This window comes from Trinickia symbiotica, assembly GCF_003028655.1.
Classification (GTDB): domain Bacteria; phylum Pseudomonadota; class Gammaproteobacteria; order Burkholderiales; family Burkholderiaceae; genus Trinickia; species Trinickia symbiotica_A.
Map to the genome: position 1 here is coordinate 85,181 of NZ_PYUC01000017.1, position 21,010 is coordinate 106,190.

Below are 21,010 nucleotides of genomic sequence, written 5' to 3' on the forward strand. Positions count from 1 at the left end.
CCGGCAACGCCATTGCGATAAAATGCTGAATTCGCTCGTCGATCTCTTCGCCATGCCGTTAGATTCCGTTTCCAGTCCGCGCCGTGTATCCGTTGCACCGATGATGGACTGGACCGATCGCCATTGCCGCTACTTTCATCGCCTCATTTCGCGCCATACGTGGCTTTATACCGAGATGGTGACGACGGGTGCGCTGCTCTTCGGCGACGTCGCGCGCCATCTTGCTTTCACTGACGACGAGGCGCCCGTCGCGCTGCAACTCGGCGGCAGTGAGCCGGAGGACCTCGCGCGCGCAGCGAGGCTCGGCGAGCAGTGGGGCTACGACGAGATCAATCTCAATTGCGGCTGTCCGTCCGAGCGCGTGCAGCGCGGGGCGTTCGGCGCGTGCCTGATGAAGGAGCCGCGGCTTGTCGCGGATTGCGTGAAGGCGATGCGCGACGCTGTGACGACGGTCCCGGTGACGGTCAAGCACCGGATTGGCGTCGATGACGTAGAAGACTATGCGTTCGTGCGTGACTTCGTCGGCACGGTGGCTGAAGCGGGTTGCCGCGTCTTCATCGTTCATGCCCGCAATGCGATCCTCAAGGGTTTGTCGCCGAAGGAAAATCGCGAGATTCCGCCGCTCAAGTACGACTATGCGTATCGCCTCAAACGCGATTTTCCGGAACTCGAGATCGTCATCAACGGCGGCATCAAGACGCTCGATGAAGTCGAGGCGCATTTGCAGCATGTGGACGGCGTGATGCTCGGCCGCGAGGCGTACCACAATCCCTACCTGCTCGCGGAGGTGGACAAGCGCTTCTACGGCTCCGACGCCGTGGCCGTGACGAGGGACGAAGTCGAAGCAGGGCTCATTGCGTATTGCGCGACCGAGCTGGCTCGCGGTACCTACCTCGGCGCCATCACGCGTCACGCTCTCGGGCTCCACCGCGGCGTCTCGGGCTCGCGCGGCTGGCGGCGCGTACTTTCCGACAGCAAGCGGCTGGCGGCAGCCGATCTCTCGATTTTCGACGAGGCGCGGGCCCATTTGCGCGAGCCGGCGGAAATTCCCGGTTGAGGGGACTAGGCAAGTCCGAATCGGGTTTGTATAATCTCGCTTCTTCGTCGGTGCCGCTTGGTTCGCGGCACTGAACGGCAAGTCTCAGTGGTGGCCGTAGCTCAGTTGGTAGAGTCCAGGATTGTGATTCCTGTTGTCGTGGGTTCGAGTCCCATCGGCCACCCCAGTAGAATTCAAGCAGCCAGCCCGGTTTCGATGACCGGGCTTTTTGCATTCTGGACTCGTGTGAGCACGGCGTAACCACATCTGGTCGATCTGCGGATGCGCGCACGTTTTGGCACTGTTTTGCGCGTGATTTGTCACCCTCCCATATGACCACTTCGCCCTGCTTTTGGCACCATTCGGCCAACAAAAAAGCGTAAGCGTCAACGTAAGGCGTCTAGACCCCGAGGGGAAAGAGAGGCAGCAGCGACGCATATGCTCACCGTGGGCCAGAACGAACTCGAAGCATCTCGAGTCTGGGGCCGACGACGATCGCTATGCTATAGCTCGCTCCATCACGATGACATCGCCGGTAAATCTCGGATTGTTTGTTCGACGCAGCACTTCGAAACCCTCTCGTTGCCAGAACGCCAAAGCTCTCGGATTTGTAGAAATCGCGGCTAGTTGCATCTTCGAGCAGTTCCAACCTCGCGCCATTTCTTCGATCAGGCTCAGCGCTATCTTTCCATAACCGTGACCTTGGTGCGCTTCAGAGAGGAGCAGCAATCCAACGAATGCACAGTCGCTCACGGGATAAGATCGAATGACATCGGCGCAGCCAACCATATTTGTGTCGACATAGAATCCGACTGTGAATTTGTCCTCTACCTCCTTTCCAGCGGGCATGCCGTTAAAAAAGTCATCGACATCGGCTGCAGAGGGCGAGCGACCTTCAACCAGATGAGTGTACGAAGGCGTCTCCATAAAGATGCGCAAAACATTGACTGAGTCGCCTATCGATTCTCGCGCAATGACACGAACAGTAAGCATAGGATCCCTAGAAACGACTAACTATTGCCGATTTTTGAACGGCCCGCAGTCGTGAATTCTCATGCTGTCCGGCACGAAGCAGCGCGACACGCTGCCATGAGTGACTGGTGGCGTCGTGACCGTCCTTCACACCGTCGTCTACAAGCAACTTCTGAAAGGAAATCGGCACTTTGTTCGGTACGGCCCATGCATCCGCTCACATCGCACCGTTCGCGTACTCAATGACCACTCGATAGCGGTTCTCGTGCTTGGCGCACCTGTTCCCGCCACTTCTGCCTGATACCGTCAGCCGGCGGTCAAACTACTTCGCGGCCTCCAGGCGCACCACGGCTCGGCTTCCCGTCGCTTCCGCATAGCGGGACAGCGTGCGCAACGACGGCATCGTGCGACCACTCTCCATGCGCGCGATGGTCGACTGCGTCGTTTGCATTCTCTCGGCCACCTGTTCCTGAGTCAGTCCGGCACGCACGCGAGCGGCGATGAGTTCGCGCGCGACGGCAAATTCCGGCGCCTGCGCCTCGTACTCGGCTTTAGTAGCCGGGTCCGCTAGCAGGCGCTTCTTCAGAGTTGCAAGGTCAGTCATCGTTCAATCCTCTTCCATCCGGGCGTAAGCCGTTTCGATGGCGCGGCGCGGGGTCTTCTGTGTCTTCTTCACAAACACGTGCAGCACAACCACCCGCTGCCCGTTCCTAGTTACGTATATCGCCCTCGCAATGCCATCCCGGCCCGTCATGCGGATTTCCCACAGCTTCCCCTCCAGCGGGCGCACATGAGGCATCCCCACACGCTGCGGTCCGAACTCCGCCAGCATTTCCGCGATGTGCAGGAACCGGGCGCGCATATCGGGCGGCAGCGCCAGCAATTCGGCTTCTGCCTCGGGTATCAGTTCAACGTGCCACGTCATCAGTTTATCTCTTTTTTGCTATGTTTGCAGATTGCTGACTGACCGCCTGCGGACCCTGTTGGCCCGGTTCTGCTCGGGCTCGAAGTCGCTGCCGGCCTCGTTGAGAATCCATGCTTCCAGCGTGTCGTGCCACCTGCGCAGGTGGAGCGGGCGCACATTGTAGTGGCGCTCAGCGATGGCGGACGGCTTATGGCCCATATTTGCGCCTTGATGCAAGAGGGACTTCCGCCAATTCGGCCAGATTCGAGAATGACCGCCGCAAACTGTGGAGCGTCAGGACGCAAGGCCCGCAATCTCGCAGACTCCATGCAAGGCGTTGTTCGGCGCGGCTAGCCGGCCTGCGCTCGCCAACTGGCTGCCCCTACGCCGATCTGCGTTAGCTTCTATGCGAGGCAGGGTGGTTCACTTCTAGTGGTACGATCTCCAAGTGATGGTGCGCTTGGCGCGCCTGCGTGCCAACGCCATCGCCGTTCGGTTCCACTGGATAATCAAACATCATGAGCAAGCAAAAGACCGACCCCAAACTGGAGCAGGCGCTGACGCGCGGCGATCTCGCGATTCGGCAGGCCAACTCGGCGCGTGCCACGGCGTTGCTGCGTGCGCTTGCCAAAATGGTCTCGGAGGCCTGCGCGACAATCGGCGTCGAGGCGTTCACGTCGATCCCCGACGGGGATCGCATTTACGATCCGGCGGCGGGTCTTTGGCCGCAGAAACTGGTCATCTCGCTCGATGGACCGGTCGAAACGTCCGACCCGGACGAACTGCGCACGGTCTGGTTGCGAGCCGATACGCCCGAAGTCGTATTCCGGTGCGAGTGGCAACGCGCCGACGGCAAGATCGGCCGGCACGAAGCGAGGCCGTTCGCGATGGTCGGCTTCATCAGCGACGTCGAGATTCCCTGGGGCGACGACGAGCAATGATCGCGCGGGTGCGCAAGCGGTAGCCGTGCGGCAACCGTGCGGCAACGCAGCGCGGGCTATCGCATCATCCGCCGGCGAAAGAGCGCCGCGCAAGCGAAGAACGGGACGATCACATAGGCGGCCAGCACGGCCAGATGCAGCGGGGCGTCCGCGATCGGACGATCGAGCATCGCTGGCCGGATCAATTCGACGGCGTGGGCGAGCGGGAGCGCCAGGGCGGCTTGCTGCACCGGTTCGGGCAGCTTCGAAAGCGGAAAAAAGATGCCCGATAGCAGCAGCATCGGCGTGATGACGAGGGTCTGATAGAACATGAAGAAATCGTAAGAGGGCGCGACCGCGGTGACGACCATGGCCAGGCTCGCGAAAGCGATGCCGGCGAGTGCGATGACGGGTAGGGCGAGGAGCATCGACGGAAATCGGGCGTAGCCGAGCACACCGGCGACGAGCATGATCGCCGCGCCGGACAGAATGGCCTTGCTGCCGGCCCAGACGATTTCGCCCACGACGATGTCGCCCAGCGTGAGCGGCGTATGCATGATCGCCTCCCACGTCCGTTGGACATGCATGCGCGAGAACCCCGAATACATCGCTTCGAAGCTCGCGGACATCATCACGCTCGAAGCCACTGTGCCCGCGGCCAGGAACGCGATGTACGGCACCCCGTCCACCTGACCGACCATCAGCCCCAAGCCGAAGCCGAGACCGAACAAATAGATCATGGGATCGGCCAGATTGCCGAACATCGAGGCGAGCGCGAGCTTGCGCCATACGAGGTAATTGCGGCGCCAGACCGAAACCCAATTGGCGGCGTTGGCCGGCAGCGCGAAACGAAAGCCCTGCGCACGCCGCGCAACCGCTGCCCGGCGTTCGGCTTCTGTTCGGTAGGAAGGTGTATCCATAGCTGATTGTTGGGTCGCTTTCTCTCGTGTCGTCACTCTTGCATCTCGCGGCCGGTAAGCCGAAGAAAGACGTCTTCGAGATTGGCGGGCCGATGCAGATAGCGCAGTCCCGCCCGGCCGGTGAGTCGCGCGTTGACGGGGCCCGCGTCGCGCACGTAACAGAACAGCGTCTCGCCGCTGATCTCGGTGCGCGTGGCCAAGGGCGCGAGTTCGTCGCGCAGCGCCGCGGGCGACGCGCCGTAGACTTCGATGACGTCGCAGCCGATCTCGGCCTCGACGAGCGCGCTCGGCGCGCCTTCCGCGATCTTGCGTCCCTCTTCGATGATGCAGAGCCTGTCGCAAAGGCGCTCGGCTTCTTCCATGAAATGCGTCGTCAGCAGGATCGTCTTGCCGCGCCCGAGCAGCGAGCGAAGCCGCTCCCATATGAGGTGCCGCGCCTGCGGGTCGAGGCCGGTGGTCGGCTCGTCCATGACGAGGACATCAGGATCGTTGATCAGCGCGCGTGCGAGCGTGAGGCGCCGCTTCATTCCGCCCGAGAGCTCGCTGACGCGCGCGTCGGCCTTGTTCTCTAACCGGGCAAACTCGAGCAGCGTGGGTACCATGGCCCGCGTCTTGCTCGCGGATAAGCCGAAGTAGCGCCCGAAGACGAGCAGGTTTTCGCGGACCGTGAAATCGGGATCGAGGTTGTCGAATTGCGGGACGACTCCGATTCGTTGCCGCGCAAAGCGAGCGCGAGCAGGAATCGCTTCGCCGCAAAGACTGATGGCGCCGGCGTCGGGCTCCGCGATGCCGAGCAGCATCTTGAGTGTCGTCGTCTTTCCGGCACCGTTGGGCCCGAGCAGGCCGAAGCATTCGCCGGTTCGAACATGGAACGTCAAGCCGTCGACGACCGTTTTATCGCCATAGCGTTTTTCCACTTCGAGGAATTCGATCGTGTTGTTCGACATGGGTGCAAGTGAGCGATTTCGCACGAGACCAGTGCAGGCGGCGATCCATTCTATTGCATCGGGGAGCAGCGCTTGGTCCTCGTCCGCGATCAGGGAGCGCGTTGTTGCGCCGCAGCGCGTCGAGCCGGCTTGCGCCATGGCGCGACTACGCGTTTTCCATCGCTTGCAAGCGCGGCGGCGACGCAGGATTATTCAAACGAATGTCTGCGGTTTGCGCGGATAGGGAGGCCACGATGGCGAGTTACAACAAGATTCTGCTGTGTTACGACGGCACGCGCGAAGGTCGCAAGGCATTGCGCTGTGGCGCCAATCTCGCGCTCGACCTACAGGCGGAAACGCATCTCCTTTCAGTCGTGGATATGCGCACGAGCATCGCGCAAAGCGCGGGCCTCTTGACCGATGTCGCCTGCGGACGCTTCGAGGACGCGGCCCGCGAGATTCTTCAGGAAGGCGTCGACTGGCTGACCGAGCGCGGCGTGACGGCGCACGGTCATTTTGCGTTCGGGCATCCTATCGACGAGATCGCACGGCTCGCGGACGAATTGAAGGTGGACCTCGTCGTGGTCGGCCACCGCGCGCGCAGCGGGTTGTCGCGATGGTGGATGGGCGCGGGGAACACGCAATTGCTCGATCGCGTCTCGTGCAGCATTCTCGTGGCCGTATCGACGGCGCACGAGATAGAACCGCAGACGGTCAGCCCGTCGGCCGCGCAGACGTCAGCCAAGGCCGGCAGCGAGACCTAGGCCCGACAAGGCTCCTTTCGGCGTCCTTTCTATCGAGCGGCAAGAGCGGCTGAGCGTCGAGCTACGCCGCCTCTCGGCTATTGCTGGTTCAGGTCGACCGCCGAGAGTCTCCACGAAAACCACCCATCGCGGCGCAGGATCACGCTATAAGGCGCGCTCGCGGCGTCATGCCGATACGTGACGACAAATTCGTCGATGCCGCGATAGTGCGCTCCGACACGCTTTGGCGCAGCCGGGGCCTTCTCGGCCGGCGCTGGGATGGGTTGGCTCGATGGCGGCGCGGCGGGCGCGGAAGCCGACTCGCCAGCGGACGGCGCCATTGGCGGAGCGGGCGGCGAGAGCGCCTCGCTCGGCTCGCCGCGCGGCGGCATGCCGTTCAGTAGCGCTGCAACGCCTTCAGGCGTCGCATAGTTGTCGACGAGCGGGCCAATCAACGCCATGCCTACGAGTGCGCCGAATGCGGCGAGCGGATGCTCGCGCTTTTGCGATTCGACGCGTCGGGACAGCAATTGCGTCAACTGCTGCTTGAGGCTTGTACGCAGCGCCGGATAGTCGACATAGCGGTCGACCGTTTCGGCATCGCGTGCATCGGCGGCTTGCTTCAAGCGGTCGAGAACGAGGTACGGGGTGGCGTAGACGTACGCGAGGATGGCGAATACGACAATCGCCGCGATTACGATCGCAATGGCGGCGAGCGGCTTGCCGCGTGCCCGATTGGGTCTGTCATTAGTCATCACTGGGCGGATTTCCTTGAGTAAACAGATCGAAACCCGATGGACCGGCGATATGGCAAAACGATCCCGCTCCTGACGTGGCTCGATGACCGAACGTCCGGCTGACTCTCGAAGTCCCGGTCTTCCCCAATGGGTCGCGCGGCGGTGTCAGCCGAGCTGGGCCGCGCGCATCCCCGCACGTTCTTCGTCGATACAGCGGTCGATCATTCGGCAAACGGCGTCGATCGTTCCGACGAGAATTACGCGCGACGCGCCATGATAGACCCGTACCGGCGCCCGCTGCGCCGGTTGAGCATGTAACGCGCTGTTGAGCGAGACGCGCGCGAAAGCCGGCATCGACGAGGGCCGTTCGTCGAGGGCAAGCGTGCCATGCTGGCCTGCATCCGCTGCGGTCGCCGCGTCGAGCGGCGGACATGGCACCAGACTGCGCAGGTGGCGCAGGCGGCCGAAGCGGCGAAAGGGCATGAGGCGGGCGAGGCGGTCCATGGAATTTCCCTTGGCGTTCAGAATTCGGTGGGACGGATGAGGCCGACGGCGATGCCTTCGAGCGCGAACTCCGCGCTGCCGGCCTGGACGAAAATATTTTCGTAGTCGGGATTCTCCGCAATCAGCTCGACGCCGTTCGACCGGCGCTTGAAGCGCTTGACCGTGACGTCGTCCCCGAGGCGGGCTACGACGATTTGACCGTCTTTCGCCTCGGTTCGCTTTTGCACGGCGAGCAGGTCGCCGTCGAGAATCCCCGCGTCGCGCATCGAAAGACCCCGCACTTTCAGCAGGTAGTCGGGCTTGCTCGAAAAGAGCGCGGGATCGCATGCGTAATGCTGCGAGATGTGCTCCTGCGCGAGGATCGGGCTGCCTGCCGCGACGCGGCCGACGAGCGGCAGCGAGAGCTGCATCAACGCCGCGTGCGGGAGCGTCAGCTGCCGCGGCGCATCGTCCGGCGCCAGGAGCCGAATTCCTCGTGAAGCGCCCGCCGCCAGCTCGATCACCCCTTTTCGAGCGAGTGCGCGCAGATGCTCCTCCGCCGAATTGGCCGAGCTGAAGCCAAGCGCCGCGGCGATTTCGGCTCGCGTGGGCGGGTACCCGCTCTGCTCGATCGACTGGCGGATCAAATCGAATACCTGCTGCTGTCGTGCGGTGAGTTTGGTCATGGCGCGCCACTGTATGGATAGACAGGTGTCTGTATTTTTATACAGTATCGGGCGGAATACAAGTGGCACGTCCCCCTTTTTTTACGCAGCACCTTCGAGCCCCCGCGAGCGTCTTATCTGTTTTTCATATAAAGGAATTCGAAATCCTTCGTTTGGATCATAAGGGCGCGTGGCTAGACTAGCTCGTCATCCAAAATCGATGCAATACGGCCAGGAGTCAGAAGAAATGGTGGAAAGGGGAAGCGAGTGGTCGGGCAAGCGGCGGCGCCTGCTCGGCGGCATGGTAGTCGGCGCGGCGGCGGCGATGTTCGGGTTCGCCGCCGAGGCGCAAGCGGAGGCTACGCTGCTGAACGTTTCCTACGATCCCACCCGCGAGCTCTATCAGGCAGTCGACAAGGCATTCGCCGAGCAATGGAAAGCGAGCACGGGCGAGGGTGTCTCGATCCGTCAGTCCCACGGCGGCTCCGGGGCGCAGGCGCGCTCGGTCCTCGCGGGACTGCAGGCCGACGTCGTGACGCTCGCGCTCGCCTATGACATCGATGCGCTGGCGAGCAAGGGGCTCATCGCGCGTGACTGGCAAAAGCGCCTGCCCAACAACGCGGCGCCGTACACCTCGACGATCGTCTTTCTCGTGCGGCACGGCAATCCCAAGCGCATCAAGGACTGGGACGATCTCGTGAAGCCCGGCGTTTCGATCGTCACGCCGAATCCGAAGACTTCCGGCGGCGCGCGCTGGAACTACCTCGCCGCATGGGTCTACGCGCTCAACCGTCCGGGCGGCAACGAGCAGAAGGCGAAAGACTTCGTCGCGCAGCTTTATCGCAATGCCGGTGTGCTCGATTCCGGCGCGCGCGGCGCCACGACGAGCTTCGTGCAGCGCGAACTCGGCGACGTCCTGATCGCATGGGAGAACGAGGCATTTCTCGCGCAGAAGGAATTCGGCGCGGACAAGTTCGAGATCGTCGTTCCGTCAGTGAGCATTCTCGCGGAGCCACCCGTCGCCGTCGTCGACGGGGTCGTCGACAAACGGGGGACGCGCAAAGTGGCCGAAGCGTATTTGCGCTTCCTCTATAGCGACGAGGGACAAAAGATCGCCGCGGCCAACTTCTACCGGCCGCGCTCGGCGAACGTGCCCGCCGAGCTCACGGCGAAGTTTCCGAAGCTGAAGCTCTACACAGTCGACACGGCCTTCGGCGGCTGGGCCAATGCCCAAAAGGTGCATTTCGCCGACGGCGGCACGTTCGATTCGATTTATCAGCCTCACTGAAGCTCAACGACTGAAAGGCATCGACGATGTTCGCTTTTCGCAGGCCCGGCGTATTGCCCGGCTTCGGCATGACGCTAGGCATCACGCTGGCTTACTTGGGCCTGGTGGTCCTGATTCCGCTTGCGGCCGCGTTCCTGAAGGCCTCGACGCTCGACTGGACGCAGTTCGTCGCGGCCGTGGCTTCGCCGCGCGTGCTGGCGTCCTATCGGCTGACGTTCGGCGCCGGCGCAATCGCGGCCCTCGTGAACGGCGTCTTCGGCCTGCTCGTCGCCTGGGTTCTCGTGCGGTACCCGTTTCCCGGCAAGCGCCTCGTCGATGCGATCGTTGATTTGCCGTTCGCGCTGCCGACGTCCGTCGCGGGCATCGCGCTCGCCGCCATCTACGACCAGCACGGGTGGATCGGCCGTTGGCTCGCGCCGCTCGGGCTGAAGGTGGCCTTCACGCCGCTCGGGGTGCTCGTCGCGCTGACGTTCGTCGGGCTGCCGTTCGTCGTGCGCACCGTCGAGCCTGTGCTGCAGGATTTCGAGCACGCGCAGGAGGAGGCGGCGGCCTGCCTCGGCGCCTCGCCGTGGCAGACCTTCTCGCGTGTCGTGCTGCCCGCGCTGGCGCCGGCGCTGTCGACCGGCGTCGCGCTCGCGTTCGCCCGCGCGCTCGGCGAATACGGCTCGGTCATCTTCATCGCCGGTAATATCCCGATGAAATCAGAAGTCGCGTCGCTGCTTATCATCACGAAGCTCGAGCAGTACGACTATGCCGGCGCGACGGCGCTCGCCGTCGCGATGTTGGTCGCTTCGTTCGCGATGCTTTTCGCGATCAACGCGCTGCAATGGCATTGGCAACGCCGCACGAGCCGCAACGGCAGGGGCCGCGCGCGCCGCGCGAGCACCGCGCCGCGTTCTGCGCCGACGGCCGGGCAAGGAGCGATCGGATGAGCCGCATCGCCGTTCCAATCGAAACGAGCGGGGCCGGGCAAGCCAGCGCCCGCTCGAGTGCCGCGACCTCCTCGATCGCGCGCCGTCGCGCCGGGGCAAGCGCGAACGTCGCGCGCTGGGCGTTGACGGGCATCGTGCTCGCATTTCTCGCGCTCTTTCTCGTCGTGCCGCTCGTGGCGGTGTTCAGCGAGGCGTTCAGCAAGGGCGTCGCGTATTACTTCGAGGCGCTCGCCGAGCCGGACGCGCGCGCCGCGATCGCGCTCACGCTGACCGTGGCCGCCATCGCGGTGCCGCTCAATCTCGTCTTCGGCCTCGCCGCATCGTGGGCCATCGCCAAATTCGAGTTTCGCGGCCGCGCATTGCTGACGACGCTGATCGATTTGCCGTTTTCGGTCTCGCCCGTGATCTCGGGCGTGCTCTACGTGCTGCTCTTCGGCGCGCAAGGCTGGTTCGGCCCGTGGCTTCAAGCCCACGATGTGCAGGTCATCTTCGCGGTGCCCGGCATCGTGCTCGCAACGATCTTCGTCACGTTCCCGTTCGTCGCGCGCGAGCTCATTCCGCTCATGCAGGCGCAGGGCAAGGAAGAAGAAGAGGCGGCGCGCGTACTCGGCGCGTCGGGCTGGCAGATCTGGCGCCGGGTGACGCTGCCGAATGTGAAGTGGGGGCTCATCTACGGTGTGATCCTTTGCAACGCCCGCGCGATGGGCGAGTTCGGCGCCGTCTCCGTCGTCTCCGGGCACATTCGCGGCTTCACCGATACGATGCCGCTGCATGTCGAGATCCTCTACAACGACTACAACTTCGCGGCCGCTTTTGCCGTCGCCTCGTTGCTTGCGCTGATCGCGCTCGCGACGCTTGCCGTGAAACTCGTCGCCGAGCGTCGGCTCGCGGCCGAGGGCGCGAGCGCAACACTTCCCTGACGAAAGGTACTGGAATGAGCATCATCGTTCGCAATCTGCACAAGCGTTTCGGCGATTTTGTCGCGCTCGACGGCATCTCGCTCGAGTTCGCGCGCGGCGAGCTCGCTGCGCTGATCGGTCCGTCGGGCTGCGGCAAGACCACGCTGCTGCGCGTGATCGCCGGACTGGAGGCGGCGGACGAAGGGGAAGTGGTGCTCAATGGTCGCGATGTCGGGGCGCTCGACGCGCGCGAACGGCAAGTCGGCTTCGTGTTTCAGCACTACGCGCTTTTTCGCCACATGACGGTGTTCGAGAACATCGCGTTCGGGCTGCGTGTCAAGCCGCGTCGCGAACGTCCCTCGGAGGCGGTCATTCGCGCGAAAGTCAACGAGCTCCTGGGACTCGTACACCTGGGACATCTCGGCGACCGGTATCCGGCCGAGCTCTCGGGCGGCCAGCGGCAACGCGTCGCGCTTGCGCGGGCGCTCGCCGTCGAGCCGAGCGTCTTGCTGCTCGACGAGCCGTTCGGCGCGCTCGACGCGAAGGTGCGCAAGGAGCTGCGCGACTGGCTGCGCCGGCTTCATGACGAGCTTTCGATCACCACGATCTTCGTCACGCACGATCAGGAGGAGGCTCTCGACGTCGCGGACCGGATCGTCGTCATCAATCATGGCCGCATCGAACAGGCGGGCAGCCCCCAGGAAGTGTATGACGAGCCGCGCACGCCGTTCGTTTATGCGTTCCTCGGCGCGGCCAACCGCGTCGCGGGCAGCGTCGAGCCGCACGGTTTCGTTCCTCACGGCGCGAGTGCGCCGCTCGTCGCCGCATCCGCGCTGGCGGAAGAGGCCGGCGCGCCGGCCGCGGGTCCGGGTCCGGCATTCGCCTACGTGCGCCCGCACGATCTGCAGATCTATCCGCACGCGCTCGAGCGGAGCGATGGCGTGGCGGCCGACGTGCGACGCGTCGTGGCGCGCGGAGGCTCGGTTCGCGTCGAGCTCGCCGGGGACGCTGGCCCGCTCGAGGCAGAGATCGCGCGCGAGGCCTGGCATGCACTGCAACTGGCCGAGGGCGACCGCGTGACGGTCGTACCGCGCTCGGCGCGCGTCTTCGAAGCGCAGTAAAGAAAAACCAAGAGAGGCCTTTATGAACTTCCAGCAACTGCGCTACGTGCGCGAGGCAGTGCGCCGCAACTTGAACCTGACCGAGGTGGCGAATGTGCTCTATGCCTCGCAATCCGGGGTCTCGAAGCAGATCAAGGATCTCGAGGACGAGTTGGGCGTCGACATCTTCGTGCGGCGCGGCAAGCGGCTGACAGGGTTGACCGAGCCGGGGAAAGCCGTGCATCGGCTCATCGAGAGGATGCTCCTCGACGCCGAAAACGTGCGCCGCGTGGCGCGCCAATATGCCGACGAGGACACTGGGCATCTCGTCGTCGCCACGACGCACACGCAGGCTCGCTACGCGCTCCCGCAGGTGATCCGGGCGTTTAAGGAGGTTTTCCCCAAAGTGCATCTCGCCTTGCGCCAGGGCAGCCCGCGCCAGATCGCGCAGATGCTCGTCGAGGGCGAGGCCGATATCGCGATCGCGACGGAAGGCCTCGATCGGTACTCCGACATCGTCACGTTTCCGTGCTACTCGTGGCATCACATCGTGGTCGTGCCGAAGGGGCACCCGCTTGCCGCCGTGAAGACGGTGACGCTCGAGGACGTCGCCGAGCATCCGATCATCACTTATGAGCGCGACATCACCGGCCGCGCTCATATCGACGAGGCGTTCGAGAAAACGGGAAGACTCCCCGACGTGGTGCTCACCGCGATCGACGCCGACGTCATCAAGACGTATGTCGAGCTCGGCATGGGGATCGGCATCGTTGCGGCGATGGCCTACGATCCGAAGCGAGACTCCGAGCTCGTCGCCCTCGAGTCGCAGCATTTGTTCGAAGCGAGCACGACGCGCGTCGGGCTCCGCAAGGGCGCGATCCTGCGCGCGTACGCCTACCGGTTCATCGAAATGTTCGCGCCCCAGCTCGCCGGCACCGACATCACGGGGCGACTGCGCGAAGCGGCTTAAACGCAGCGAGTTTTCCACGCCATTCCTTACGGCGCCGTGCCGCGCGCCGTATAGAATGGCGGCCATGGACACAATCAGCACCTCGAACTCGGCGGTTTCGCCGGACCCGGCTGCGCTGCCGCGCATCGCCGTTCTCGCGACGGGCGGCACGATAGCGGGTTCCGCCGCCGATGCCGCGCAGACGGCCGGCTACCAGGCCGGCGTCGTCGGCGTCGAGCGCCTGCTCGCGGCGGTCCCCGCGCTCGCGAACGTCGCGAGCATCGAAGCGGAGCAAGTCGCGAGCATCGACAGCAAGGACCTCGATCTTTCCTTGTGGACAGTGCTCGCACGGCGCATCGGCGAGCTCGCGTCACGCGCCGACATCGACGGTATCGTCGTCACGCATGGCACCGATACGCTCGAAGAGACGGCATACCTGCTCCATCTGACGGTGAAAACGTCGAAGCCGATCGTCATGACGGCCGCGATGCGCCCGTCTTCGGCGCTCTCGGCCGACGGGCCGCTCAATCTGCTCGGCGCCGTCACGGTCGCGGGCACGCGTGAGGCGTGGGGAAGAGGCGTGCTCGTCGCGTTCAACAACCGTATTCATAGTGCGCGCGACATCGTCAAGACGAGCACCTATGCCGTCGATGCGTTCCAATCGCCCGAGGTCGGCGCGCTCGGCTGGGTTCAGGATGGGCGTGTCGAATTTCAGCGCAGCGTCGTGCGTCCGCATACGGCGGCCACGCCGTTCGTCGCCGACGCCGGCTGGCCGGGCGTGGAGATCGTCGCAAGCTATGCCGGCGCAACGCGCACGGCCGTCGACGCGCTGATCGCGGCAGGCGTGCGCGGCATCGTTGTGGCGGGCACCGGGAACGGGTCGGTCCACGCGAGCGTTCAGGCCGCTCTGGCCGAGGCGGTCCGGCAGGGCATCGCGGTGGTCCGCGCGTCGCGTGTCGGCTCGGGGCATGTCATGCGCAACGGAGCCGCGCCCGACGATGTGCTCGGCTTCGTGACCGCGGGCACGCTCAATCCATACAAGGCTCGGGTGCTGTTGATGCTCGCGCTGGCGGTGGGGATGGGGGAGCGCACGCTGCTGCAACGCGCTTTCGACACCTACTGAAGAAGAGCGCGGCAATCCGACAGACGGACACCCGACGACGACGTCTGACCGACCAAGGCTTCCCCGTCGTCGCCGGGCGCCGCTGCGGACCCCACTTCGCCGCCCTCAGCCCGAAAGCGGCGTTCCTGCTTAACTGATCACGCCTCGATCTCGAACCCGGCCATGATTTCGAGGGCGCGAATGATGGCGGAGTGATCCCACCCGCTGCCGCCGTGCGCCGCGCAGACGCTGAAGAGCTGCTGCGCGCTCGCCGTATGAGGCAATGCGATGCCGAGCTTGCGCGCACCGTCGAGCGCGAGGTTCAGATCCTTCCTGTGAAGCTCGATGCGAAAGCCCGGGTTGAACGTGCGCTTCGTCATGCGCTCGCCATGCACCTCGAGCACGCGCGACGAGGCGAAGCCGCCCATCAGCGCGCGCCGTACGCGCTCGGGATCGGCACCCGAGCGCGCCGCGAAGAGCAGCGCTTCCGCGACGGCTTCGATATTGAGCGCCACGATGATCTGATTGGCGACCTTGCAGGTCTGTCCGGCGCCGTTGTCGCCGATGAGCGAGACGTTCTTGCCCATCAGATCGAAGAGCGGCTTGGCGCGTTCGAACGCCGCCTCGGGGCCGCCGACCATGATCGTCAGCGTCGCGTCGCGCGCACCGACTTCGCCTCCCGATACGGGCGCGTCGAGATAGTCGCACCCCAGCTCGTTGATCCGCTTGGCGAACGCCTGCGTTTCGAGCGGCGAGATGGAGCTCATGTCGATGACGAGCTTGCCCTTCGAAAGGCCCTTCGCGACGCCGTCTTCGGCGAAAAGCACGCTGGCCACGTCCGGCGTGTCGGGCACCATCGAGATGATGACTTCCGCTGCCGCCGCAACGGCCGCCGAATCGGTGACCACCGTGGCACGTTCGCGCAGATCGTCCGGAACGGGATGCTTGCCGTTGACAACGAGCGTATGGCCGCCTTTGAGAAGGTTGCGCGCCATGTGCGAGCCCATGATGCCGAGGCCGATAAAGCCGATCTTTGCCATGTCGATATTTCCGTCAGTCAGTCTGGTCTGGTTGCTGAATCGTGATGGATCGACTTCGATTCTCGCTCGAGTGTGCCGAATCCATCGGATGAATAAGGGGTGCCGTTATGTCTCGCCGCGCGCTGTCACGCAGCGGCGCTTGCGCGGCCGGCGACGGTCCGCAGCCAGTCCAGGCCATCGAGCGTGGTCGTGCGCGGCTTGTACTCGCAGCCGATATAGCCCTCGTAGCCGAGACTGTCGATGAACTCGAACAGGAACGCGTAGTTGATCTCGCCGGTGCCCGGCTCGTGACGGCCGGGATTGTCGGCGAGCTGCATATGCGCGATACGCGGCAGGTTGGCCTTGATCGTTGCGGCGAGCTCACCCTCCATCCGTTGCATGTGATAGATGTCGTACTGCAGGAAGAGGTTGTCCGAGCCGACATCGCGGATGACGTCGAGTGTTTCCTTCGAGCGGTTCAGCGCGAACTCTGGAATATCGTAGGCGTTGCAAGGCTCGACAAGCAACCGGATCCCAACGCGTGCGAGCGCGGCCGCGGCAAAGCGCAGATTGTCGACGAGCGTCGAGCGCGCCCGCTCGGCATCGACGCCGTGGGGACGGATGCCGGCGAGGCAGTTCACCTGGCGCACCTTGAGGGCCTTCGCGTACTCGATCGCGCGGCCCACCCCGTCCTGGAATTCGCCGACCCGATCGGGCAGGCAGGCGATGCCGCGCTCGCCCGCTTCCCAGTTGCCGGCCGGCAGATTGTGCAGAACCAGGCGCAGCCGGTTCGCCTCGAGCCGTTCGGCGAGCTCGGCGGCGCCAAACGGGTACGGAAACAGAAACTCGACGGCATCGAAGCCGGCACGGGCTGCCGCCTCGAAGCGATCGAGAAACGGCACCTCGTTGAACAACATCGTCAAATTCGCTGCGAATTTCGGCATGATTCAAATCTCAGTGGTCAGTCAGGTGGGAAGCGCCGTCGGCGCATCGTCGAGCGATTCCGCGAGCGGCTCGAATTCGTTGACGGCGTCGATCTCCCCGCCCATCGCGATATTGGTCACGCGCTCGAGAACCACTTCGACGACGACGGGAACCTTGAACTCGCCGAGCATCGTCTGCGCTTTTTCGAGGGCGGGCTTGATATCCTCGGGCCGGAATACGCGCAGCGCCTTGCAGCCGAGGCCTTCCGCCACCGCTACGTGATCGACGCCATAGCCGTTCAGTTCCGGCGCGTTGATGTTCTCGAACGCGAGCTGTACGCAGTAGTCCATGTCGAACTGCCGCTGCGCCTGGCGGATCAACCCGAGATACGAGTTGTTCACGACGACGTGCACGTAGGGCAGGTTGAACTGGGCGCCGACCGCCAGCTCTTCGATCATGAACTGGAAGTCGTAATCGCCCGAAAGCGCGACGATCGGACGCTGCGGGTCGGCCGCGCGCACGCCGAGCGCGGCGGGGATCGTCCAGCCGAGCGGGCCGGCCTGTCCGCAGTTGATCCAGTTGCGGGCTCGATAGACATGGAGGAACTGCGCGCCGGCGATTTGCGAGAGGCCGATCGTGCTGACGTAGCACGTGTCGCGGCCGAAGACCTTGTTCATCTCCTCGTAGACGCGTTGCGGCTTGACCGGCACGTTCTCGAAGTGCGTCTTGCGATGCATCGTGCGCTTGCGCTCGCGGCATGCTTCCGCCCACTCGCCGCGGTCCTTCAGCCGGCCTTGCGCTTTCCATTCGCGCGCCACTTCGACGAAGAGCTCGAGCGCGGCCTTCGCATCGGAGACGATGCCGAGGTCCGGGCCGAACACGCGCCCGATCTGTGTCGGCTCGATATCGACGTGGACGAACTTGCGCCCCTTCGTATAGACATCGATGCTGCCCGTGTGGCGGTTCGCCCACCGGTTGCCGATGCCGAGCACGAAGTCCGATGCGAGTAACGTCGCATTGCCATAGCGGTGCGAGGTCTGCAGGCCGACCATCCCCGCCATCAGCGGATGATCGTCGGGTATCGCGCCCCACGACATCAGCGTCGGAATGACAGGCACGCCGATGGTCTCGGCGAATTCGACGAGCAGTTGCTCCGCCGCCGCATTGATCACGCCGCCGCCCGATACGATCAGCGGGCGCTCCGCGTCGTTCAGCATTTGCAGCGCCGCCTCGATCTGCCCCCGCGTCGCTCGCGGTTTGTAGACAGGAAGCGGCTCGTAGGTAGCGATGTCGAACTCGATCTCGGCGAGTTGGACGTCGATCGGCAGATCGATCAGCACGGGCCCGGGGCGGCCCGAGCGCATCAGATGGAACGCTTGCTGGAAAACGCGCGGCACCAGCGCCGGCTCGCGTACGGTCACGGCCCACTTCGTCACGGGCTTCGCGATCGATTCGATGTCGACGGCCTGGAAGTCTTCCTTGTAGAGGCGCGCACGCGGCGCCTGGCCCGTGATCGCGAGGATCGGAATCGAATCGGCCGAAGCGGAGTAGAGGCCCGTGATCATATCGGTGCCGGCGGGGCCGGACGTACCGATGCACACACCGATGTTGCCCGGCGCGGCGCGCGTATAGCCCTCGGCCATGTGCGAGGCGCCTTCCACATGGCGCGCGAGCACGTGGCTGATGCTGCCCGCTTTCTTGAGCGCGGAGTAGAGCGGATTGATCGCGGCGCCCGGCACGCCGAATGCCGTGTCGATACCTTCCTTCTCGAGAACGAGCACGGCTGCGTCGACAGCTCTCATTTTCGGCATGGATGTCTCCTTCATGTCTATGGGCGTTCGAGTCGTTACTTTAGGAGCGTGCCGAAGGTTTGATAAGATCGCGGAAAGTCGGGTTTTTCGATACAAAAAGTATCGAATAGGGCGCAAGGGGACTGGCGATGGATCGCTTCAAGCAAATCGAGACCTTCGTGCGTGTGGCCGAGGCGGGCAGCCTCGCCGCCGCGGCGCTCGAGGAGGGCGTTTCCCCCGTCATCCTCGGCCGGCGCATCGACGCGCTCGAAAAACGCCTCGGCGTCAAGCTCATGTACCGCTCGACGCGGCGTCTCGTCGTCAGCGAGGAAGGCGCGGCGTTCCTCGAGCGTTGCCGCGGACTCCTCGCCGACTGGGACCAGGCCGAAAACGAGCTCGCCGCCGGCCGGCGCTCGGTGAGCGGGCATCTGATCGTATCGGCGCCGGCCGCGTTCGGCCGCAAGCACGTCGCGCCGCTCGCGCCGGCGTTTCTGGCGGACAAACCCGAGCTCAGGATGTCGTTCAATCTGACCGACCGCGTCGTCGACCTGGTCCGCGAGGGCTACGACCTGTCGATCCGCATTGGCGGAGCGGTCGATCCGAGCTTCGTGGCGGTCAAGCTTGCAGCGAATCGCCGCGTCGTTTGCGGCACACCGGAGTATTTCGCGAAGCACGGCCGACCGAGAACGCTCGACGAACTGCTCGAGCACAACTGCCTCGCGTTCAATTTGCAAGGCGGGCAGAACCGCGGCTGGTATTTCCGCCGTAACGGCAAGCTCGTCACCGTGCGCGTGACGGGCACGCTCGACTGCAACGACGGCGAGCTGCTGCACCGCTGGGCGGCGGAGGGGCTCGGGCTCGGTTGGCGCTCGACTTGGGAGGTCGCCGAGCAGCTCGCGCGCGGCGAGCTGGAAACGGTGCTCGACGAGTTCGCACTGCCCGATTACGACATTCTCGCCGTCTATCCGCAGCAGCGATATGTCCCCGCGAAGGTGCGTTACTTCATCGACTATCTCAAGGGCGTCTACAACCAGCCGGGATATTGGGGCGGGGCGCCTTCGCCCACGGCCTGCCCGGCGGCTTGAGCGCGGCCCGAATTTACGCTACAATCGCCGGCTTCTCACTTGCCACACCGGCTTTGACGCCCGGGTGGCTTCTATCCACAAGGAGTGCGTATGCGTCACTACGAAATCGTCTTCGTCGTGCACCCCGACCAGAGCGAGCAGGTGCCCGCGATGATCGAGCGGTACAAGTCCACGATTACCGCGCGCGGCGGTCAGATCCACCGCATCGAAGACTGGGGCCGTCGCCAGCTGGCCTACATGATCGAGAAACTCGCGAAGGCTCACTACGTCTGCATGAACATCGAATGCGACCAGGCAACGCTCGAAGAGCTCGAGCACGCGTTCAAGTTCAACGACGCCGTGCTGCGTCACCTCATCGTCAAGATGAAGAAGGCCGAAACCGGCCCGTCGCCGATGATGAAGGAAGTGCAGCGCGAAGAAGCCAAGAAGGCGGCTGCCTCGCAGTCGTCCGAAGCGCAGGCTTGACAACGGTTTGACGTTACGAGCCGCCAAGGTCTCATGGATTCCAAGCCGCTTCCGTGAACAGGCTGCAACTCACGGCCAGCGTGATCGAGCGCGAACCGCTGCGCTATACGCCGGCTGGCGTGCCGATCGCAAGCTGCACGTTGCAACACCGCACGGAAGTCGTCGAAGCCGGCATCGCCCGGCTGGTCGAATTGACGATGCCCGCGCTGGCCGCGGGTGCCGCGAGCGGCAAGCTCGAAAACTGTGAAATGGGCGTCGAGACGCTATTCACGGGTTTTCTGGCGAAGAAGAGTCGCAATGCGAGAACCTTGGTGTTTCACATCACAGAATTGCAGGACATTGGAAAGGACTGAACATGCCCCGTCCCACTGGTAAAAAGTTCGACAAGCGCCGCCAGCAGCAAAACCCGCTCTTCAAGCGCAAGAAGTTCTGCCGCTTCACGGCAGCCGGCGTCGAGTACATCGACTACAAGGACATCGAAACGCTGAAGGACTTCATCGGCGAAAACGGCAAGATCACGCCGGCTCGTCTGACGGGTACGAAGGCCCACTATCAACGCCAGCTCGACACGGCGATCAAGCGCGCCCGCTTCCTCGCGCTGCTGCCGTACACCGATCTGCACAAGGCCTGATCAGACGGCGCTACAAGGAGAATTCGAATGCAAATCATCCTTTTGGAAAAGGTTGTCAACGTGGGCAACCTCGGCGATATCGTCAAGGTCAAGGACGGCTTCGCGCGTAATTTCCTGATTCCGCAAAAGCTCGCCCGCCGCGCCACGAAGGAAGCGATCGCCGAGTTCGAAGTGCGTCGCGCCGAGCTCGAGAAGGCCGCCGCCGACAAGCTCGCCGCCGCGCAAGCGCTCGGTGAGAAGATGTCGGGCCTCACGGTCCAGATCGCGCAGAAGGCCGGCGTCGACGGTCGCTTGTTCGGCTCGGTCACGAACGCTGACATCGCCGAGACGCTGACGAAGCAGGGCTTCCCCGTCGAAAAGGCGCAAGTCCGCCTGCCGCAAGGCCCGATGAAGATCGTGGGCGATCATCCCGTGCAGGTTTCGCTGCATACGGACGTTCTCGTCGACGTCACGGTGTCGGTGCTCGGCGAGCACGCCTGAGCGCGGTCCATCGCGATCCAAAAAGGGCAGCCGTGGCGCT

Annotated in this window: 25 protein-coding genes and 1 tRNA gene; 15 read left to right on the forward strand and 11 right to left on the reverse strand. The window is 64.1% G+C overall.

Annotated elements, in window-relative coordinates; all coding sequences use genetic code 11:
• Positions 1-22 precede the first annotated feature (22 nt).
• On the forward strand, positions 23-1,057 hold the full coding sequence (dusA, locus tag C9I57_RS27225; RefSeq protein ID WP_440130253.1) for a tRNA dihydrouridine(20/20a) synthase DusA: 1,035 nt from the start codon (positions 23-25) through the stop codon (positions 1,055-1,057).
• Positions 1,058-1,147: 90 nt separating this feature from the next.
• Positions 1,148-1,223, forward strand: a tRNA-His gene (locus C9I57_RS27230).
• Between the two features lie 311 nt (positions 1,224-1,534).
• On the opposite strand, the gene C9I57_RS27235 is transcribed toward C9I57_RS27230, so the two are convergent.
• The 3 genes from C9I57_RS27235 to C9I57_RS27245 form a co-directional block, all read right to left on the reverse strand.
• Entirely contained in the window at positions 1,535-2,029 is a 495-nt protein-coding gene (locus C9I57_RS27235; protein WP_107153683.1) for a GNAT family N-acetyltransferase, read from the reverse strand.
• A 301-nt stretch (positions 2,030-2,330) separates the two neighbouring features.
• Positions 2,331-2,612: a helix-turn-helix domain-containing protein gene (locus C9I57_RS27240; RefSeq protein ID WP_107153684.1), complete on the reverse strand. Its 282-nt coding sequence runs from the start codon at positions 2,610-2,612 to the stop codon at positions 2,331-2,333.
• Between the two features lie 3 nt (positions 2,613-2,615).
• The gene (locus tag C9I57_RS27245) at positions 2,616-2,933 is read right to left on the reverse strand and encodes a type II toxin-antitoxin system RelE/ParE family toxin (RefSeq protein ID WP_107153685.1); all 318 of its coding nucleotides are present in this window, start codon (positions 2,931-2,933) and stop codon (positions 2,616-2,618) included.
• 497 nt (positions 2,934-3,430) lie between these two features.
• Here C9I57_RS27245 and C9I57_RS27255 point away from each other — a divergent pair, with 497 nt between their 5' ends.
• Positions 3,431-3,853: a hypothetical protein gene (locus C9I57_RS27255; RefSeq protein ID WP_107153687.1), complete on the forward strand. Its 423-nt coding sequence runs from the start codon at positions 3,431-3,433 to the stop codon at positions 3,851-3,853.
• A gap of 56 nt (positions 3,854-3,909) precedes the next feature.
• On the opposite strand, the gene C9I57_RS27260 is transcribed toward C9I57_RS27255, so the two are convergent.
• Positions 3,910-4,752 carry an ABC transporter permease gene (locus C9I57_RS27260; protein WP_258187847.1) on the reverse strand — a complete coding sequence of 281 codons (843 nt, stop codon included), beginning with the start codon at positions 4,750-4,752 and terminating at the stop codon, positions 3,910-3,912.
• A gap of 32 nt (positions 4,753-4,784) precedes the next feature.
• Positions 4,785-5,837, reverse strand: a complete 1,053-nt coding sequence (gene nodI / locus C9I57_RS27265; RefSeq protein WP_258187848.1) for a nodulation factor ABC transporter ATP-binding protein NodI — start codon at positions 5,835-5,837, stop codon at positions 4,785-4,787.
• 95 nt (positions 5,838-5,932) lie between these two features.
• Between nodI and C9I57_RS27270 the strand changes: the two genes are divergently transcribed.
• Complete coding sequence (locus C9I57_RS27270) at positions 5,933-6,442, forward strand: universal stress protein (protein WP_107153688.1); 510 nt, start codon at positions 5,933-5,935, stop codon at positions 6,440-6,442.
• 77 nt (positions 6,443-6,519) lie between these two features.
• Here the strand turns inward: C9I57_RS27270 and C9I57_RS27275 are convergent, their stop codons facing one another.
• The 3 genes from C9I57_RS27275 to lexA form a co-directional block, all read right to left on the reverse strand.
• Complete coding sequence (locus C9I57_RS27275; RefSeq protein ID WP_181321966.1) at positions 6,520-7,176, reverse strand: DUF2939 domain-containing protein; 657 nt, start codon at positions 7,174-7,176, stop codon at positions 6,520-6,522.
• Positions 7,177-7,323: 147 nt separating this feature from the next.
• Positions 7,324-7,662: a hypothetical protein gene (locus C9I57_RS27280; RefSeq protein WP_107153690.1), complete on the reverse strand. Its 339-nt coding sequence runs from the start codon at positions 7,660-7,662 to the stop codon at positions 7,324-7,326.
• A gap of 17 nt (positions 7,663-7,679) precedes the next feature.
• A complete protein-coding gene (lexA, locus tag C9I57_RS27285) occupies positions 7,680-8,327 on the reverse strand; it encodes a transcriptional repressor LexA (RefSeq protein WP_107153691.1) in 648 nt (215 codons plus the stop codon).
• Between the two features lie 280 nt (positions 8,328-8,607).
• Here lexA and C9I57_RS27290 point away from each other — a divergent pair, with 280 nt between their 5' ends.
• The 6 genes from C9I57_RS27290 to C9I57_RS27315 all read left to right on the forward strand — a co-directional run bounded on the left by C9I57_RS27290 (position 8,608) and on the right by C9I57_RS27315 (position 14,597).
• Positions 8,608-9,594 (forward strand): sulfate ABC transporter substrate-binding protein, encoded by a 987-nt coding sequence (locus tag C9I57_RS27290; protein WP_181321970.1) that lies wholly within the window; start codon positions 8,608-8,610, stop codon positions 9,592-9,594.
• 26 nt (positions 9,595-9,620) lie between these two features.
• Positions 9,621-10,526, forward strand: a complete 906-nt coding sequence (cysT, locus tag C9I57_RS27295) for a sulfate ABC transporter permease subunit CysT (RefSeq protein ID WP_107153693.1) — start codon at positions 9,621-9,623, stop codon at positions 10,524-10,526.
• Positions 10,523-11,446: a sulfate ABC transporter permease subunit CysW gene (gene cysW, locus C9I57_RS27300; RefSeq protein WP_107153694.1), complete on the forward strand. Its 924-nt coding sequence runs from the start codon at positions 10,523-10,525 to the stop codon at positions 11,444-11,446. Before cysT ends, cysW begins: the two co-directional genes overlap by 4 nt.
• 14 nt (positions 11,447-11,460) lie before the next feature.
• Complete coding sequence (locus C9I57_RS27305; protein WP_107153695.1) at positions 11,461-12,546, forward strand: sulfate/molybdate ABC transporter ATP-binding protein; 1,086 nt, start codon at positions 11,461-11,463, stop codon at positions 12,544-12,546.
• A 22-nt stretch (positions 12,547-12,568) separates the two neighbouring features.
• Positions 12,569-13,495 (forward strand): CysB family HTH-type transcriptional regulator, encoded by a 927-nt coding sequence (locus C9I57_RS27310; protein ID WP_107153696.1) that lies wholly within the window; start codon positions 12,569-12,571, stop codon positions 13,493-13,495.
• 64 nt (positions 13,496-13,559) lie between these two features.
• Positions 13,560-14,597 carry an asparaginase gene (locus C9I57_RS27315; protein WP_107153697.1) on the forward strand — a complete coding sequence of 346 codons (1,038 nt, stop codon included), beginning with the start codon at positions 13,560-13,562 and terminating at the stop codon, positions 14,595-14,597.
• A gap of 137 nt (positions 14,598-14,734) precedes the next feature.
• Here C9I57_RS27315 and C9I57_RS27320 read toward each other — a convergent pair whose 3' ends face one another.
• From C9I57_RS27320 to gcl, 3 genes are all read right to left on the reverse strand, one after another.
• Entirely contained in the window at positions 14,735-15,616 is an 882-nt protein-coding gene (locus tag C9I57_RS27320; protein ID WP_107153698.1) for a 2-hydroxy-3-oxopropionate reductase, read from the reverse strand.
• Between the two features lie 125 nt (positions 15,617-15,741).
• Entirely contained in the window at positions 15,742-16,539 is a 798-nt protein-coding gene (gene hyi, locus C9I57_RS27325; RefSeq protein ID WP_107153699.1) for a hydroxypyruvate isomerase, read from the reverse strand.
• A gap of 21 nt (positions 16,540-16,560) precedes the next feature.
• A complete protein-coding gene (gene gcl / locus C9I57_RS27330) occupies positions 16,561-18,330 on the reverse strand; it encodes a glyoxylate carboligase (protein WP_107153700.1) in 1,770 nt (589 codons plus the stop codon).
• A gap of 128 nt (positions 18,331-18,458) precedes the next feature.
• On the opposite strand from gcl, the gene C9I57_RS27335 reads away from it, so the two are divergent.
• The 5 genes from C9I57_RS27335 to rplI all read left to right on the forward strand — a co-directional run bounded on the left by C9I57_RS27335 (position 18,459) and on the right by rplI (position 20,970).
• Positions 18,459-19,394 carry a substrate binding domain-containing protein gene (locus C9I57_RS27335; RefSeq protein WP_107153701.1) on the forward strand — a complete coding sequence of 312 codons (936 nt, stop codon included), beginning with the start codon at positions 18,459-18,461 and terminating at the stop codon, positions 19,392-19,394.
• Positions 19,395-19,484: 90 nt separating this feature from the next.
• Positions 19,485-19,859, forward strand: a complete 375-nt coding sequence (gene rpsF, locus C9I57_RS27340; RefSeq protein WP_107153702.1) for a 30S ribosomal protein S6 — start codon at positions 19,485-19,487, stop codon at positions 19,857-19,859.
• 53 nt (positions 19,860-19,912) lie between these two features.
• Complete coding sequence (gene priB, locus C9I57_RS27345) at positions 19,913-20,212, forward strand: primosomal replication protein N (RefSeq protein ID WP_107153703.1); 300 nt, start codon at positions 19,913-19,915, stop codon at positions 20,210-20,212.
• A gap of 2 nt (positions 20,213-20,214) precedes the next feature.
• Positions 20,215-20,490, forward strand: a complete 276-nt coding sequence (gene rpsR / locus C9I57_RS27350) for a 30S ribosomal protein S18 (RefSeq protein WP_018442035.1) — start codon at positions 20,215-20,217, stop codon at positions 20,488-20,490.
• 27 nt (positions 20,491-20,517) lie between these two features.
• A complete protein-coding gene (gene rplI, locus C9I57_RS27355) occupies positions 20,518-20,970 on the forward strand; it encodes a 50S ribosomal protein L9 (protein ID WP_107153704.1) in 453 nt (150 codons plus the stop codon).
• Positions 20,971-21,010: the final 40 nt, after the last annotated feature.

Excerpts from the sequence above, each read along its gene's own strand:
- cysT (WP_107153693.1), top strand. The coding sequence starts at position 9,621 with ATGTTCGCTTTTCGCAGGCCCGGCGTATTGCCCGGCTTCGGCATGACG.
- C9I57_RS27335 (WP_107153701.1), top strand. The coding sequence starts at position 18,459 with ATGGATCGCTTCAAGCAAATCGAGACCTTCGTGCGTGTGGCCGAGGCG.
- dusA (WP_440130253.1), top strand. The coding sequence starts at position 23 with ATGCTGAATTCGCTCGTCGATCTCTTCGCCATGCCGTTAGATTCCGTT.
- C9I57_RS27240 (WP_107153684.1), bottom strand. The coding sequence starts at position 2,612 with ATGACTGACCTTGCAACTCTGAAGAAGCGCCTGCTAGCGGACCCGGCT.
- C9I57_RS27310 (WP_107153696.1), top strand. The coding sequence starts at position 12,569 with ATGAACTTCCAGCAACTGCGCTACGTGCGCGAGGCAGTGCGCCGCAAC.
- lexA (WP_107153691.1), bottom strand. The coding sequence starts at position 8,327 with ATGACCAAACTCACCGCACGACAGCAGCAGGTATTCGATTTGATCCGC.
- rpsR (WP_018442035.1), top strand. The coding sequence starts at position 20,215 with ATGCCCCGTCCCACTGGTAAAAAGTTCGACAAGCGCCGCCAGCAGCAA.
- nodI (WP_258187848.1), bottom strand. The coding sequence starts at position 5,837 with ATGGCGCAAGCCGGCTCGACGCGCTGCGGCGCAACAACGCGCTCCCTG.
- C9I57_RS27260 (WP_258187847.1), bottom strand. The coding sequence starts at position 4,752 with ATGGATACACCTTCCTACCGAACAGAAGCCGAACGCCGGGCAGCGGTT.
- rpsF (WP_107153702.1), top strand. The coding sequence starts at position 19,485 with ATGCGTCACTACGAAATCGTCTTCGTCGTGCACCCCGACCAGAGCGAG.
- cysW (WP_107153694.1), top strand. The coding sequence starts at position 10,523 with ATGAGCCGCATCGCCGTTCCAATCGAAACGAGCGGGGCCGGGCAAGCC.
- C9I57_RS27315 (WP_107153697.1), top strand. The coding sequence starts at position 13,560 with ATGGACACAATCAGCACCTCGAACTCGGCGGTTTCGCCGGACCCGGCT.
- C9I57_RS27305 (WP_107153695.1), top strand. The coding sequence starts at position 11,461 with ATGAGCATCATCGTTCGCAATCTGCACAAGCGTTTCGGCGATTTTGTC.
- C9I57_RS27235 (WP_107153683.1), bottom strand. The coding sequence starts at position 2,029 with ATGCTTACTGTTCGTGTCATTGCGCGAGAATCGATAGGCGACTCAGTC.
- C9I57_RS27290 (WP_181321970.1), top strand. The coding sequence starts at position 8,608 with ATGGTAGTCGGCGCGGCGGCGGCGATGTTCGGGTTCGCCGCCGAGGCG.
- C9I57_RS27275 (WP_181321966.1), bottom strand. The coding sequence starts at position 7,176 with ATGACTAATGACAGACCCAATCGGGCACGCGGCAAGCCGCTCGCCGCC.
- C9I57_RS27280 (WP_107153690.1), bottom strand. The coding sequence starts at position 7,662 with ATGGACCGCCTCGCCCGCCTCATGCCCTTTCGCCGCTTCGGCCGCCTG.
- C9I57_RS27255 (WP_107153687.1), top strand. The coding sequence starts at position 3,431 with ATGAGCAAGCAAAAGACCGACCCCAAACTGGAGCAGGCGCTGACGCGC.
- gcl (WP_107153700.1), bottom strand. The coding sequence starts at position 18,330 with ATGCCGAAAATGAGAGCTGTCGACGCAGCCGTGCTCGTTCTCGAGAAG.
- C9I57_RS27245 (WP_107153685.1), bottom strand. The coding sequence starts at position 2,933 with ATGACGTGGCACGTTGAACTGATACCCGAGGCAGAAGCCGAATTGCTG.
- rplI (WP_107153704.1), top strand. The coding sequence starts at position 20,518 with ATGCAAATCATCCTTTTGGAAAAGGTTGTCAACGTGGGCAACCTCGGC.
- hyi (WP_107153699.1), bottom strand. The coding sequence starts at position 16,539 with ATGCCGAAATTCGCAGCGAATTTGACGATGTTGTTCAACGAGGTGCCG.
- C9I57_RS27320 (WP_107153698.1), bottom strand. The coding sequence starts at position 15,616 with ATGGCAAAGATCGGCTTTATCGGCCTCGGCATCATGGGCTCGCACATG.
- C9I57_RS27270 (WP_107153688.1), top strand. The coding sequence starts at position 5,933 with ATGGCGAGTTACAACAAGATTCTGCTGTGTTACGACGGCACGCGCGAA.